The 14533-nt window shown below is 54.6% G+C and carries 15 protein-coding genes; 9 read left to right on the top strand and 6 right to left on the bottom strand.

Annotated elements, in window-relative coordinates; genetic code table 11:
• The first annotated feature begins 1 nt into the window (after nt 1).
• The 3 genes from BMY44_RS01595 to BMY44_RS01585 all read left to right on the top strand — a co-directional run bounded on the left by BMY44_RS01595 (nt 2) and on the right by BMY44_RS01585 (nt 2999).
• Nucleotides 2-919 (top strand): manganese-dependent inorganic pyrophosphatase, encoded by a 918-nt coding sequence (locus BMY44_RS01595; RefSeq protein WP_089989453.1) that lies wholly within the window; start codon nt 2-4, stop codon nt 917-919.
• Nucleotides 920-1171: 252 nt separating this feature from the next.
• Complete coding sequence (locus BMY44_RS01590; RefSeq protein WP_165611762.1) at nt 1172-2221, top strand: DGQHR domain-containing protein; 1050 nt, start codon at nt 1172-1174, stop codon at nt 2219-2221.
• Nucleotides 2205-2999, top strand: a complete 795-nt coding sequence (locus tag BMY44_RS01585; RefSeq protein ID WP_089989448.1) for a hypothetical protein — start codon at nt 2205-2207, stop codon at nt 2997-2999. The genes BMY44_RS01590 and BMY44_RS01585 overlap by 17 nt, the downstream gene beginning before the upstream one ends.
• Before the next feature lie 456 nt (nt 3000-3455).
• Here the strand turns inward: BMY44_RS01585 and BMY44_RS01580 are convergent, their stop codons facing one another.
• Nucleotides 3456-5168: a putative bifunctional diguanylate cyclase/phosphodiesterase gene (locus BMY44_RS01580; RefSeq protein WP_131801551.1), complete on the bottom strand. Its 1713-nt coding sequence runs from the start codon at nt 5166-5168 to the stop codon at nt 3456-3458.
• A gap of 85 nt (nt 5169-5253) precedes the next feature.
• The gene (locus BMY44_RS01575) at nt 5254-5673 is read right to left on the bottom strand and encodes a globin domain-containing protein (protein WP_089989442.1); all 420 of its coding nucleotides are present in this window, start codon (nt 5671-5673) and stop codon (nt 5254-5256) included.
• 427 nt (nt 5674-6100) lie between these two features.
• On the opposite strand from BMY44_RS01575, the gene BMY44_RS01570 reads away from it, so the two are divergent.
• Nucleotides 6101-6571 carry a DUF1203 domain-containing protein gene (locus tag BMY44_RS01570; protein WP_089989440.1) on the top strand — a complete coding sequence of 157 codons (471 nt, stop codon included), beginning with the start codon at nt 6101-6103 and terminating at the stop codon, nt 6569-6571.
• Nucleotides 6572-6739: 168 nt separating this feature from the next.
• Here the strand turns inward: BMY44_RS01570 and BMY44_RS18505 are convergent, their stop codons facing one another.
• Nucleotides 6740-7288: a Crp/Fnr family transcriptional regulator gene (locus tag BMY44_RS18505; RefSeq protein WP_089989437.1), complete on the bottom strand. Its 549-nt coding sequence runs from the start codon at nt 7286-7288 to the stop codon at nt 6740-6742.
• A 66-nt stretch (nt 7289-7354) separates the two neighbouring features.
• On the opposite strand from BMY44_RS18505, the gene BMY44_RS01560 reads away from it, so the two are divergent.
• On the top strand, nt 7355-7936 hold the full coding sequence (locus BMY44_RS01560) for a Spy/CpxP family protein refolding chaperone (RefSeq protein WP_089989434.1): 582 nt from the start codon (nt 7355-7357) through the stop codon (nt 7934-7936).
• A 66-nt stretch (nt 7937-8002) separates the two neighbouring features.
• Here the strand turns inward: BMY44_RS01560 and BMY44_RS01555 are convergent, their stop codons facing one another.
• The 3 genes from BMY44_RS01555 to BMY44_RS01545 all read right to left on the bottom strand — a co-directional run bounded on the left by BMY44_RS01555 (nt 8003) and on the right by BMY44_RS01545 (nt 9879).
• Nucleotides 8003-8581 (bottom strand): protein-methionine-sulfoxide reductase heme-binding subunit MsrQ, encoded by a 579-nt coding sequence (locus BMY44_RS01555; protein WP_089994369.1) that lies wholly within the window; start codon nt 8579-8581, stop codon nt 8003-8005.
• Between the two features lie 97 nt (nt 8582-8678).
• Nucleotides 8679-9554, bottom strand: a complete 876-nt coding sequence (locus BMY44_RS01550) for an MBL fold metallo-hydrolase (RefSeq protein WP_165611761.1) — start codon at nt 9552-9554, stop codon at nt 8679-8681.
• Between the two features lie 40 nt (nt 9555-9594).
• Nucleotides 9595-9879 (bottom strand): DUF2218 domain-containing protein, encoded by a 285-nt coding sequence (locus BMY44_RS01545; protein WP_089989429.1) that lies wholly within the window; start codon nt 9877-9879, stop codon nt 9595-9597.
• A 97-nt stretch (nt 9880-9976) separates the two neighbouring features.
• On the opposite strand from BMY44_RS01545, the gene BMY44_RS01540 reads away from it, so the two are divergent.
• The 4 genes from BMY44_RS01540 (at nt 9977) to BMY44_RS01525 (ending at nt 14484) form a co-directional block, all read left to right on the top strand.
• Nucleotides 9977-10855 (top strand): LysR family transcriptional regulator, encoded by an 879-nt coding sequence (locus tag BMY44_RS01540; protein WP_089989426.1) that lies wholly within the window; start codon nt 9977-9979, stop codon nt 10853-10855.
• A gap of 283 nt (nt 10856-11138) precedes the next feature.
• Entirely contained in the window at nt 11139-11723 is a 585-nt protein-coding gene (locus BMY44_RS01535) for an ANTAR domain-containing response regulator (protein ID WP_089994367.1), read from the top strand.
• Nucleotides 11720-12865 (top strand): CmpA/NrtA family ABC transporter substrate-binding protein, encoded by a 1146-nt coding sequence (locus BMY44_RS01530; protein ID WP_089989424.1) that lies wholly within the window; start codon nt 11720-11722, stop codon nt 12863-12865. Before BMY44_RS01535 ends, BMY44_RS01530 begins: the two co-directional genes overlap by 4 nt.
• 248 nt (nt 12866-13113) lie before the next feature.
• The gene (locus BMY44_RS01525) at nt 13114-14484 is read left to right on the top strand and encodes a CmpA/NrtA family ABC transporter substrate-binding protein (protein ID WP_089989421.1); all 1371 of its coding nucleotides are present in this window, start codon (nt 13114-13116) and stop codon (nt 14482-14484) included.
• Nucleotides 14485-14533: the final 49 nt, after the last annotated feature.

The following is a 14533-nucleotide window of genomic DNA, read 5'->3' as shown; positions in this document are numbered from 1 at the left end:
CATGACCACTCTCGTTTTCGGCCACAAATCCCCTGACACCGACAGCACGGGCTCTCCCCTGATCTGGGAATGGTTCCTCAACCACATGGGCACGGACGCCAAGGCTGTCCTGCTTGGCACACCAAACACCGAAGCGGCGTTTGTGGCGCAGCGCTGGGGGTTCGAAATACCCGAGATCATCGCAGACGTCGCCGACAACCAGGCATGCGTGATCGTCGATACGAACAACCCGGCCGAACTGCCCGCCAACATCAACGGCGCGGACGTGCAGGCAATCATCGACCACCACAAACTGGTCGGCGGATTGGAAACCAAAGGGCCGATCGACATCACCATCCGGCCGCTGGCCTGCACGGCGACCATCATGCACGACCTGATGGGCGATCACGCAGACCACATGCCCGAAGGGATCAAGGGGCTGATGCTGTCCTGCATCCTCTCGGACACGCTCGAATTCCGCTCGCCCACCACGACAGACACAGACAAGGCGCTGGCGCAAAAGCTGGCCGCCGATCTGGGCATCGACCTGCACAGCTACGCGAGCGAAATGTTTGCCGCAAAATCGGACGTCTCGGCGTTTTCGGACGCGGAACTGCTGCGGATGGATTCCAAGGAATACGCCGTGGGTGACACGAAATTCCGGGTCTCCGTGCTGGAAACGACCGCGCCCAAGATCGTGCTCGACCGCAAGGACAGCATCATGGCCGCCATGCCCGCCGTCGCCACCCAAGACGGAGTCGATCAGGTCCTGCTCTTCGTCGTGGACATCCTGAACGAGGAAGCGACAATGTTCATCCCCAACGACCTGTCAAAAAGCGTAGCCGAAGCGTCCTTCGGCGCAACCGTCACCAGCGACACGGTCGTGCTGCCCGGCGTGATGAGCCGGAAGAAACAGATCATTCCGAATTTGAAGGTGTGACGGACGGGAAACCGGCGCGATAATGAGAAGCCCCGGACGAAAGTCCGGGGTTTTTTTGTTGTGTGGGAGGCTGACAGAGGGCGGAAACCGGACTTTCGCTGCGGCTATAAAAAGCCAAGGTAGACGTCCGTCAAGCAGGCCTCGGTTTACGGAAAATCAAGCGCATGATCGGATAGCTAGCTTAAGTGAACAGAACATATTAAACGGTGGAAAGAATGCTCCCGCCCACCATGCTCAAGAAAGGCGTTTTTCGTGCCAGACAAAAAATTCAAGGCCAAGTGCATCACTGTCAAGCTTGACGATATAGTTGCATATACCTTTTCGATGCCTGTCAAAGACTTGGTCCACCTATACTATGTAGCCGTCCGCGGGAAAGATGATGAAGATGGAGCTGTTCAGCGGCCGCTAAGCCGTAGACGGATTGAAAGTGTTCGGGATTACATTCTGGATGGCAACACCTTCTTTAACTCCTTCATTTTGAACTGGAATGAAAAACCGAAGCTCATTGTCCTCAAGGATGGCACGATAGCATTCCCTCTCATTTCCGAAGCCGCGCAGGCTATTGACGGACAGCACCGGCTGGCAGGCTTGGAAGCAGCGATGGAAATAGACGATAGCGTTAGCGAACGTGACCTCATCGTAACGATGTGTATTGGACTATCCACAAAGCAGGCCGCGACCATCTTTCTAAACATTAATACTGAGCAACGTCCGGTCCCGAAAAGCCTCTTGTTTGACCTGTTCGGAGAAACCGCAAGTGATCCCAAGCATGCAATCAACAGGGCCAAAGACATCGCTTCACACCTCAATGATGATGAGAACTCACCACTTTATCGTTTGATCAAATTCCCTGGTGCAACAAGAGGTTCCGGAAAAATAGAGCTGTCCACCTTTGTAACTGCATTTAAGCCAAGCTTAGAGATGGACGGAGAATTTTATCTGCGTAAGCTTAAGACGCTCGAGCATCAACAAACTGTCATTAAAAACTATTTCGATGTTCTGAAAACCGCGTACACCGAGGCCGAAATCTGGACAAAGTCATCACAAAATCCTTTTTTCAAAGCAGCCGGTTTCAATGGTGCCGTAGACTTCTTACTTGGAAAACTGGTTTTCAAGTGCGCAGAAGAGGGCGATTTTTCGAAAGAATTCATGACCAAAGTTCTAGATATAGATGCGTCGGATGCTTTGACATGGGAAGATCTCAAAGGGATGGATGGGAAAACGGCCCGCAAGAGAGTAACCGAACATTTCGAGCGTGGACTACTGCGAAGTGCAAAGGCTGGGGATGAATTTAAGTTCTGATCGGTTGAAGACGCAAATTTACTTTGAAAGTCTCTTGGGGTGCACAAATCCTGAGGCTATTAAGCAGTTTCAAGATAATGCGACGGGGATAGTTCTCAATCGTGGTCAAGCGACGGCTTTTCGAAAGTTCTGTGGTTTAGACGCAAGGAGCTTTCTGTTTAAAGGAGCTGTTTCGCTGTTCTCGGCTCTTTCAGGCATTTCGAAAGGACGTCAAACTTGGCCGGTCGTTCAGCTATATTATGCAAACTATTACCTGCTTCGAGCAGAATTACTGTTGCGAAACCGCTGCATACTTCGAGCCAACCGAGTATTCACAACTTTGTGTCTAAATGGTGAGGCAGTTGAAAAAGTATCAAACAAGAACGCCAAAAGTGATCATGATCTAACGATATTTTTTGCAAAGAAGTACCTCAACGGGTTGGATGTACTTCTCAGTCAAGAAATTGAGGGCGAACTGCCCTATGAATGGTTGAAAAAACAGAGAGACTGGTACCAATATAAGCAAGACAGTTACATTGAACTAAACGATATAGGACCCTTCTATTCATTCGAGCAGATGGATTTGCTCACGCAGGTGAATATGTTTTTGGCAGACTCGGACCCTTACTTTTGTTTCGATCCGGACTATGCAGCGCTTGCTTTGCCCATCAAGAGATTCCAGCTTTCCCTTATTAGCGCCAATGAACACGCTGTTCAATTTGACAACAATGCAAAGTCTAAATTGTTGAGGTTTCAGGGTGAGGGTTTAGCATGCGCTCGAGTACTTCAGCTTCTCTGACACAAGACTTTTAGTTGTTGAGCTTCACTTTCAGTACCTTTCTTCACCAACATTTTGTTCTTCATCAAATAGGAGCATAACTGCTTGCAGTTGACGGCTATGGACTATGCAAAGCTGAATTGTCGGCTTACAGCGCAACTTAGCCCATGTTGGCATCGGGATGCTGCAATGCAGCGTCGATTGTCCGGTCCAACGTCCGCTATGGGCCGTTCGTTTAATCCTAGAACTGCCAATCTCTTAGGATGCTGCGCTGCCTCCGAGGGCCGCAATGGGCCCAGTCTGCACAATTTCTGAGCTGCAGCGCGTGTCTGGTCAAGGCAACGTGATAGAACTCTTACCGAAATTATGGTTCAGGCCGGCGTAATTCTCTACGTAACGCTCGACTACTCCGTTTTGCTGCCATCTTGAATGGAATGGTTTCCAAAGGGTGCGCTAACGTTTCGCAGAAATGGGGCGTTACTTTCGAATTGGCGGTAACGCCTTCTTTTCTTGCGTCCGTCGAAGCCAGCGCGGTATTTCAGAATTGGGTATTGGGCGTGATACTCCGTAGCCTTGGAAGTGGTCGCAGCCGAGCGCATTCAAGACGAGACGCTCTTCGGGTGTCTCGACCCCTTCCGCCAGGGCATCCACCCTGAGGGCATGAGCCAATCCGATCATCGCGCCTGTAATTTTACATAATTCGGGATAAAGGTGGATGTCTTTCACGAAACTTCGATCAATCTTGATACGATCAACTTTGAAATTCTTCAGATTTGAAATCGACGCGTGGCCAGTGCCGAAGTCATCCAATTCCAGCTTGAAACCAGCTTCAGCCAAGCCTGCTATACTGTCCATTATCTGTTTCGATTCATTGTCGATCATCGCGCTTTCAAGAATCTCAATCCCAATCATGGATGGCGACAAATTGCTTTTGTCGATTGCAGAAAGCATCGAATCGACCAGGTTTTCCTCAAGCAATCGCGACCCCGTCAAGTTGATCGACACCTGAGGAATATTCAGCCCATCATCAACCCAACGCCTCATCGATGCGAAGGTCCGCGCCATGAGGTACTCATCTAGCTTTTCGAGTAGGGCTGCCTCTTGAGCGGCTTGCAAGAAATGAAACGGAGCGAGTAGGCCTCGTGTGGGATGATGCCAGCGCGCGAGGGCCTCAAGGCCGACGAGTTTACCCGTCCTGCCCTCGACCTGCGGCTGAAAAAAGGGCTCGAATTGATGGGTATCGATTCCCAGGCTGATCTGGGACTGTAGATCGGCTTTCTGATCTTGCTGGATACGCAAGAACGGCGTGAAAAACCGAGAAGTGCCTCGCCCGGCATTCTTTGCGTGATACAACGCTAAGTCAGCATTTATCACACACTTGGCAAGAGAGGTGCCATCAGCCTTGGCTTTGACAGCAATTCCGATACTTGCACCGATCCGGTGCCTCTTGCCGTTAAACAAAAACGCGGTCGAAATATTCTCAATGATCTGATCGGCACGTAGCGCCAGATACTCTTCGGTGCTTGGACCATAAAGCACCAGAACGAACTCGTCGCCGCCAATACGCGCCAAGAAGTCGTCGTTTCGCAAGGTGGATGCCATCGCATCCGTTGCATGTTTCAACGCAGCATCTCCGGCGGCGTGCCCGATGGTGTCATTGATCTTTTTGAACAAATCCAAGTCGACGTGCATGATAGCAGCCGTGCCCTCAGGCAAGCCTGTCGTCTCCCTCCGAGCCAACTCGTCTTCCAAAGCGCGTCGGTTTGGCAAGCCCGTTAGTTGATCTATGAGTGCGAGCTTTTCCGTATCGGTTTGGGCCGTATCGGCGATGAACTGCGCCGCCGCTAAGATGGCGTTATTCGCATCAGACAACTGACATACCACCAGTTGAATTAGCTCAGAAAGATCAGCTCGAGAAGGGGCCTCGCCGCGTGAAAGCGACGAACAGATACTACGTGCGATCATCTCAAAACAATCGTAAATCGCTTCGTTCTCGCGCGAGAACGCCTCTGAAATCATCTTTGAAAGTGCTGCATCGCATCCACTGAGAAGGCTCGCTTGAGAATTTCTAAGGCTTGACCGGGTTGCCAAGAACTCTTGTAACGCTTCACGGGCTCGAAACTGGCTGGCAAGCATGTCGCGGCTCAAGGTGTCAGACGCGACACTCAGCAGTGCGAACTTGTGGCTCAAGACCTGTAGCCTGCATGCATCTTGAACGAGCTGGGTCAGGCACCTTCGTGTAAGGCTCTCGACCGAGGTGCCTTCTACTAACTTACTAAGCGACACGCTGCGCTGCGCCTTCAAGCATGGTTGCGCAGACAGCCTCCAAAGCTGTTTTCCAGGCGGCTTGGGTTTCGTCGGTCCATTTATCTTCCATCATCGAGGAAATCGTTTGAATCAGAACATCCGTGACGACGACGTAGTGGCCAGGCTCTGCTCCATAGTGGACGTGTCGTGCGCCGAGCGCGTGAAGATCGGCTTCGATTTCTGTTAGGTCTCTTGCGCTTTCGACCACCTTCACAATTGTGTTCCACAGCTTTTCACTTTGCTCAAACATATCTTCTGAAAAGAGGTTGCGGACACCAGGTGCAACCCTAAAAAGGTTCGCATAAAATACATTCGTTGCTGCAACATTTGCTTCAGCAAGAACCTCTGCAGAGGTCCGGATCAAATCAACCTGAGTCTGGGACAGCATTATCTAACCTGTGTCTTGAGTGACAATCACCGCCATATTTCACATCAGCCCTTAAGGAACTGTGTCGGTGGTGGAATGGGCGCTGCTGCGGCATCACACATTGGAACGAATGATGCCCTCTCGGTCCTTCATTTGAAATGAACGCAGTACCGTTTCTTAACCAGAAATCCAAAAGCGAACCTCTCGACGTGCACGGCTAGGTCTGCTTTGTTCCGCATGTTACCAGTTCGTGCGCGGTAAAGCGAAAGTCGATACGCCGCGAACCGGCCTTTCGTGATCTGCACGGCAAAAGTGCTGGAAGAGTCCACTTCGACCAATGCTGCAACTGGTCTCAACGACTGCACGCGGACGATAGAGCAAGTATCGGGTCGCCCCGACGGGTTTGGATTTCGTATTCGGAGAGTGACACAATAGGAGCGCTCCACCCATGAACTTCCAAATCAAAGCCCTGCCAAAGACCGAGTTCGAACACCTTTTTGAGATGACTAATGCTGAACTCGCGGAACATCAGGCATGTCGGCAAGTCGTGACTGCAAAGCCCGGAACACCCTGTCGCGTAAGCATGGCTGAAGCCGAAGTCGGGGAGACCGTCATCCTTCTGAACTACGCGCATCAGCCCGAGAAAAGCCCGTATCAGGCGAGCCATGCGATCTTTGTAAGAGAACATGTCGAGCAAGCCGAGATCGCAATAAACGATGTGCCGGATGTCATTCGATCCCGGTTGATTTCCGTTCGTCTGTTCGACTTCGATCACATGATGGTCGATGCCGATGTCGTTCCGGGCAATACGGTGTCGTCAGTAATCTCCAAGGCACTCGAGAAGCCAGAGATCGCCTACATTCACCTTCACAATGCGAAGCCCGGTTGCTTTGCGGCGTCTGTCCACAGAACTGATTGATCCCCTCGTGGACCAGAAGCGGAAATTGATGCTGTTGGATTCAAAGACAACAACGTCCCGCGATTGGTAAGTTCAACAAAGTCCGCGTTGCGCGCTTGCAGCGAATGACCACAAAGCGGGCTGCGACCACAGCATCTTGAGAATAAGGCCAGGGTCGGCTGCGATTAGTTAGTCCGATCCGGCGTTCGCCTTGTGTAAGCGACGTCGGGCAATCTCTCGATAGAAGGCCTCCGGCGAGACCGCCAATTCCCGTGCCACGTTCTGCCATTGTCCCTTGGTGGGTAGAGCTCCACTATGGTCCATCCAGGCGTCTAGGCGTTGCTCGACCGTCTTCAGCCCCCTGATTTCTGCAAGAAGGCGCGTCATTTGGACTGTCCGGGCCAACCGCGCCTGCCAAGCCCACGATAAACTGGGCTCAGCTTCCAATCGTTTGATCAATCGTTTGACAGACAGCCTCCGCACTCGCGCAGATTCCACAATCCTGGCATTGCAATGATAGGCTTCCGCATAGATCGAGGCCTCTGCGAGGACATCACCTGGACGCGCCCATTGAAAACACATCACCTGCCCATTGATTTGCAATCTCTCGAGATGAACGGCCCCGTCTTCAATGAGATGCACAAAGCGCACTGCGTCTCCCGCGAGGAACAGATACGTATTCGGGTCCTTTTGCTGGACGTCTGCACCCTCGAAGAGTGTATCTAAAAAGTTTTCCACAACATGATAATTATCATATCGTCTGAGCGCTGCCTATGCTGAACTCCCACCAGACAGGAGTAGATTATGCGCAGATACATCATCCTCGCTCTCGCCCTAGCAGCGGTGAGCCATCAGAGTGCCGCCGATGAGACGCAAATACCATATGCGGGCTTGGAAACTCGGGAGATAGCAACGCTTTCGGAAAGTGACATCGCGGACCTGGAAGCGGGTCGTGGTTGGGGTTTTGCTCTGGCGGCAGAGTTAAATGGACATCCTGGTCCAGCACACGTTCTGGAACTCGCGGAAGACTTGGATTTGTCTGCTGATCAGATCGCCCGTATGGGATTGATTTTCCAGGAGATGCAAGAAGAGGCCGTAGCGCTAGGCACCGAATTCATCGCCGCAGAACGCGCGCTCAACGCTGCCTTCACCCGGGGAAGGCTCAACGCGCCCGAACTTGTGGCTTTGGTGAACGCTGCTGGTAATGCCCGCGCTAACCTTCGCTTTGTCCATCTGTCCAGTCATCTACAGACGTTGGATGTTCTGACCATCGAACAAATCGATCGATACAACATCCTGCGCGGGTATTCTGATGATCCTTGCGCAAACATCCCCGAGGGCCACAACGAGGCGATGTGGCGGCGGCACAATGGGTGCGATCGCTGACAAAAAGCTGACAGCCACAAAATAGCGCGCAATTCAGGCCGTTGGCCGCGCGGTTCTGTGCCGCAGTCAGTTGCGCCAGATGCGATAGGTTTCCAAGGCGGCAAGCGGCAGGAAATGCACCAAGGCCGGACCGATGTTGTTGTGGACAAAAATCCAGTGGAGAAGCGTGGCGAGCGCGGCCAGATAGACCCAGCGTTGCAGCCGCTTCCACGTCGGTCCCATTTTGCGCACAGACCAATCGTTTGACGTAGCAGCCAATGGCAAGAAGACGAAAAAGGCAAGCCATCCAGTCCAGATGCCAAGTTCCAGCGCGTCACCCAAAAGGGCGCGAAGGGTCCCGATATCGATGACATACAGCACCGTGTGAAGCGCTGCGTAGGCAAACGCCGCGACGCCGAAATAGCGGCGGCGTTTCAACATCCAGCGCCAAAACCCAGAGTTCGGCAATAGCATCCGCATCGGGCTAAGGATCATCGTGGTGATCAGAAAACGCGCCGAAAATTCGCCGGTCGGATGCAGCAGCATCTCTTCGACCGATTGCCCGGCACTTGGCTCAGCGCTTAACAAGGCGCCGATCATCGGGATAGAGGGCAGTGCCAAAAGCCCCCAGATGAAGGCACGGGAATTGATTGCGTCTTTCAACATTTCAAAGCAAGGGGTCATGGCCGTAGTGGGCGTTGGCGCCAGTCCTGTTCCAAGGGGAAAATAAGGGGCCGCAGCGTGCACCGCGGCCCGTCCTACACTAACGCGACCAGTATTCCGCGATCAGGCTCAACAGGAAGTCCCCGCTGTAACCGGGGTAAGCCGCCTTGATCTGCGCAATCGCATCATCAGGCGTCGCGGCATTGGTCATCGCATCATCAAGTACCTTGATGTAGGCGATTGCGGTGTCGAGTTCTCCGCGCGTGGTTGGCAGGCCATGTCCCACGAGAAGCGTTTCGAACGCCGGGTCGTCGCGCATTTCTTCCAGCGTCGTAATCCAGTTTGTGCGGTTCACACCGGGTGCAAAGAAGATACCGTTGTAAACAAGGTCCTGGACGATTGCGACTTGCTGTTCGGGCAAGACGGTCACCAGCATATGCGGCGCCTCATTGTCGCGATAGTGGCGAAACTCGACCGGCACGCCGGACATCTCGGTCATGCCCGGCGCGATATCGCCGCCGTCCAGCACGTTTGTCGGAATACCGAACTGGCCGCCCTCGGCCTCGGCGCGCAGCCCTTCGCGAATTTCGGGCAACGTATTGAACGTGACACCGTCGATCATGGGCGCGCCGCCCCAATGGTCGGGGTGTTCGTGGCTGATGATGGCTTGTCCGACCGGCTTGCCGGTCGAGGCGATCAAGGCGCTGACCTCTTGCGCGGTCGGCGGCATGAACGTTGCGTCGACAAGCAGCAGCTGATCGTCGAATTCCACGATGTGGGACGTCACATTCACCGTCATGGCGGGTGAAACGTAGGTGTGAAAGCCGACGCCGCCTTTCGAAAAACGATGCACCGTGCCGGGAGGCATGTCACCGCTTTGTGCCAGAGCGGCACTCGGTGTCAGGGCTGTGCGCAGCAATGACGCCGCCCCCAGGGTCAGCGCCGTGCCTTTGAGCAGGTTTCTACGGGATATCATAGGTGTTTCCATTGGTGTCGTCCTCTCTGTTGTGGTGGGGTTACGCGGATCGTGTCCACGTGATGGTTGGGTTTTCACGAAACGCGAAGCGCGCCAGATGATCGCCAAGAAAGCGTTCGATCTTTGGCAGTTGAGTGGGCTTCGCTTCGCCGATCATGGTTAGTTGGGTGTCATCTGCATGGAACTTGCAGGTTCCAAAAGGCAGGGACACGCGGCCCGCTTCCGGTGTGAACTGGACTTCGACCTTGTGGGCGAAATGCTTGCAAAGCTTCTGCAGGTAGCGGCTGGCGTTTTGGGTTGTGACGATTGCGGTGGTTTGGGTCATCTGCGCTCTTCCTTGTGTGTCGAACCCACAGATAGACCTCAAAGAAGTTTTCGATTATCCCATAATGATTGGTAGTTATGTTTGACGGATTAGAAAGATGAGCGACGATTACCGCGGCCTTGCTGTCTTTGTCGCAGTGCATGAGGCGGGCAGTTTCAGCGCGGCTGGCCGACGCCTGAAACTGTCGACCTCTGTCATCAGTCATCATATCTCCAAGCTGGAGGCCCGGCTTGGCGTGCCGCTCTTCTTTCGCTCGACCCGGTCCTTGACGCTGACGAGCGAGGGTCAAAAGATCCTTAGTGCAGCCACGCGCATGGTTGCGGCGGGTGACGAAGCGCTTGACGCACTGTCAGATGACAGCGAACAGCCTGTCGGTGCACTGCGGATCACGATGCCAGCCTTCGGGATGAACAGCACACTGCACAATTCCGTCTGGCGATTTGCCAAGGCGCATCCGATGGTCGCCATTTCCCTTCACAGCGGGGACAAACCCATTGATCTTGTGCGCGAAGGCTTTGATCTTGCCATCCGATTGGGCCAGTTGGCCGACAGCACCCTGAAAAGTCGCCGTCTGGGCACGTTTCACCGCAAGATTGTTGCATCGCCCGACTACCTCAACAGCAGACCGAAAATTCAGACGCTGACTGACCTCGTCGCATGCGATTTCATCTCGCTGTCCATGTTGCCCGACACATTTACAATGCGCGAAGGGGGTGAGGACATGCGGGTCACGTTGCAAAACATCAGGCTTGAAGTGGACGCAATAACAGCGGGGCGCGCAGCGGTTCTACAGGGCCTTGGGGTGATGAACCTGCCTGTAAATGAGATTGAAGTTGACCTGAAATCCGGCGCGTTGGTTGAGGTTTCGCAAAAGTGGTCGCTCCCCTCATTGGGAGTTTATGCTGTCTGGCCGGACTCTGGCCCGCAGAAAAAACTCACGCGCCGTTTGATCGATTTCTTGGCAGAGCAAAAGTGATTGCGTGCCACCGATCGCATTGAACACGAGGAGCACCTGCTTACGGAGAATGGCCTGCGTTGAGCCTGTGAAAACAGCACACAAAGCTTTCACGATACCGGGTTTCATAGGGTCAAAGCGCCTTTCGTTGCGACGCCCCTTGGACCCACGACGCTCGCAAGGTGCAAGAAAGTTAGGCACTTGGACGTGGGGTGCCCGCTTTTGGTGCGCTGGCACGATCTAGGTGAAAGTGCCCCGCGGTCAGGCAGTTGACGTTCCCGCAGCCGGGACAAATGAAGGCGTCATGAACCGTGACCTGCGCATTCTTGTCGTTGAGCCTGATCCTGAGCGCGTGCAGGATATCATTACCGCATTGTCAGACGCAGGTTGGTCGGACGTGCGGGCGCTGGCGCAGATTTCAGGTTTGGAGCGGACAGTCCGCGAGTTTATCCCGGATATCGTTCTGATCGATCTGGCCAATCCTGATCGTGATACGCTTGAACATATTTCATATGCGACGGAATCGACGAAACGTGCCGTGGCGCTTTTTGTCGATCAGACCGACGACAACCTGACCCAATCCGCGTTGAATGCGGGGGTCAGCGCCTACGTCGTCGATGGGCTGAAGATGGAGCGGATCAAATCCGTACTCGAAACGGCTATCGCGCGTTTCAAGGTCATGCGCCAAATGAAATCGGAACTGGATGCGGCGAAACAGGCGCTAGAGGATCGCAAGACCATCGACCGCGCAAAGGGTATTCTAATGCGTCAGCGCAATATGTCGGAGGACGACGCCTACACGCTGCTACGCAAAACCGCGATGGGCCAGAACCGCAAGGTCATCGATGTGGCTCAGGCTTTGGTCACAGCAGCGGACCTGCTTTCATGAGCGATATCGTCCTGAATTGCGGCTATGTCCCGCTTGTTGATTGCGCGCCCTTGGTGATCGCCAAAGACCTCGGCTTTGCCGCTGAAGAAGGACTTGCGCTTAATCTTGTGGCGCAGCCGTCTTGGTCGGCCTTGCGCGATATGCTGGCCCTCGGCCATCTGGATGCGGCACATATGCTGTCCCCGATGCCGGTTGCCATGTCGATCGGGCTGGGCGGATTGCCCGCGCGAATCGATACGCTGATGGTTCTGTCGGTGAACGGTACGGTGTTCGGGGTTTCCCATGCGCTCGCGGCCGAATTGGGCGCGCTGCCGTTCGGGGATGCGCGGGCGCTCTTGGCGGCGCTTGCGGCGCGCCGGTCTGGACCACTCCGGATCGGCGTTCCCTTTCATTATTCGATGCATCGCTTGTTGCTGTCCTACTGGACCGCGACCGTTGAGGGCTTTGAGGTTGAAGAGATCACCGTGCCGCCCCCGCGCATGGCCGATGCGGTTGCAGATGGGTTCGTGGATGCGTTCTGGGTCGGCGAGCCATGGGGCAGCGTGGCGGTTCAGCAGAACGTCGGGCAGTTGATGATGACAGGCAGCGACGTGTGGAAATTTGCCCCCGAAAAGGTGCTGGCGGTGCGCCATGATTGGGCGGGGGCAAACGAAGATTCCGCGCGTCGGCTGATGCGGGCGGTCTATCGGGCCTCGGCTTGGCTAGATGCACGCAAGAACCGGACGCTGGCCGTCGAGATACTGGCGCGCAGCGAACATCTCAGCATGTCACCCGATCTTATTGATCCCGCCTTGTCGGGTCAGATCACCCCCCGACTGAACGATGCGCCCCGACCGGTGGCGCATTTCGTGCAGTTCCACAAACATGCCGCATCCTTTCCATGGCGCAGTCAGGCCGCGTGGATCGCCCAGCAGCTTGGCGCGGATGCCGCTGGCATTGAAAAGGCCAAGGCCTGTTTTCGCTCTGATTTGTATCGCCAGAACCTTGGCGGGATTGGGGTCGACATGCCCGGCGCATCCGAAAAGGTCGAAGGTGCGCTGCGGTTCGAAACCGCTGTCGCCTCGACTTGCGGGCATATGATTCTTGCACAAGATGCTTTCTTTGACGGCAGAACCTTTGATTTTCCGCGTGAAAAACGATGAAAACTTGGGCAGTTTCTGCATCGCGGCAGAAATCAATGCGGCATTGCAGCATTTGCATTGCAAGGCCTGCGGCCGCACAGCCATCATGACAACAAGGGGCAACGTAGCCCACTAAATCGCGCTGACCGATGCAGGTCGCGCACCACATAAGAGCAAAGCCGCTCGTAGAGAAAACGGACCTCCTCCCCCGTGATCTTTACGCGCGGCTTTTTTGTTTTTGCCCTTCGGGGCCGTAGAAGGAACGAAATATGAAAAATACTTTCGCGATGCTTTTGGCCACTTCCAGCCTCTTGGCGACGTCGGCTGCGGCCCAGTCCCTTGATCTGGAAAAAGAAGATCTGACCCTCGGCTTTATCAAGCTGACAGATATGGCACCTTTGGCCGTTGCCTATGAGCTGGGGTACTTTGAGGACGAAGGCCTTTTTGTCACTCTTGAGGCACAGGCGAACTGGAAGGTCTTGCTGGACGGCGTCATCAGTGGCGAGCTTGACGGGGCGCATATGCTGGCCGGTCAGCCATTGGCCGCTACAATCGGCTACGGCACCGAAGCGCATATCATCACACCGTTTTCGATGGACCTGAACGGCAACGCGATCACCGTCTCGAACGAAATCTGGGAGCAGATGAAGCCGAATGTTCCAGCCATGGATGATGGCCGTCCCCAGCATCCGATCAGCGCAAGCGCGCTTGCCCCCGTGGTCGAGGATTATCTTGACCGGGGTGAGCCGTTCAACATGGGCATGGTGTTCCCCGTTTCGACCCACAACTATGAAATCCGCTATTGGCTTGCGGCCGGGGGTCTTGAGCCTGGGTATTATAGCGAACAGGATATCTCGGGGCAGATCGGTGCGGATGTGCTCTTGTCGGTGACACCGCCGCCGCAAATGCCCGCAACAATGGAAGCTGGCACGATCTTTGGCTACGCCGTGGGCGAGCCGTGGAACCAGCAGGCCGTGTTCAAGAATATCGGCGTGCCCGTCATCACCGATTACGACATGTGGAAGAACAACCCTGAAAAGGTGTTCGGCATCACGGCGGAATTCGCCGAAGAGAACCCCAACACAACGCTGGCCCTGACCAAAGCGTTGATCCGTGCAGCCATCTGGCTGGACGAAAACGAAAACGCCAACCGCCCTGAAGCGGTCGAGATGCTATCGCGACCCGAATATGTCGGTGCGGATTATGAAGTGATCGCCAACTCGATGACCGGGTTCTTTGAATTCGAAAAGGGCGATGTCCGCCCCGCCCCTGACTTCAACGTCTTCTTCCGGTACAACGCGACCTATCCGTTCTACTCTGACGCGATCTGGTATCTGACGCAGATGCGCCGCTGGGGTCAGATTTCCGAGACAAAGCCGGATACATGGTATTTCGACACCGCAGCCGAGGTTTATCGCCCCGACATCTATCTTGAAGCCGCACGGATGCTGGTGGACGACGGTCTGGCCAATGAGGCCGACTTTCCATGGGATAGCGACGGTTTCAAAGCCGCGACACCCGCCGAGGACATCATTGACGCGATCCCCTTCGATGGCCGCACACCCAACGCGTATATCGACAGCCTGCCGATTGGCCTGAAATCCGGTCAAAGCGTCGTTGACGGCCAAATCCAGGGCTAACGCATCCGTGTCCACCTGACCCCGTTGTCGGGTGGACGCCCTTCCCCAT

Origin of the sequence: Cognatiyoonia koreensis, assembly GCF_900109295.1 — a bacterium.
Taxonomy (GTDB): Bacteria; Pseudomonadota; Alphaproteobacteria; order Rhodobacterales; family Rhodobacteraceae; genus Cognatiyoonia; species Cognatiyoonia koreensis.
This window is presented reverse-complemented; position numbering and strand designations above follow the sequence as displayed.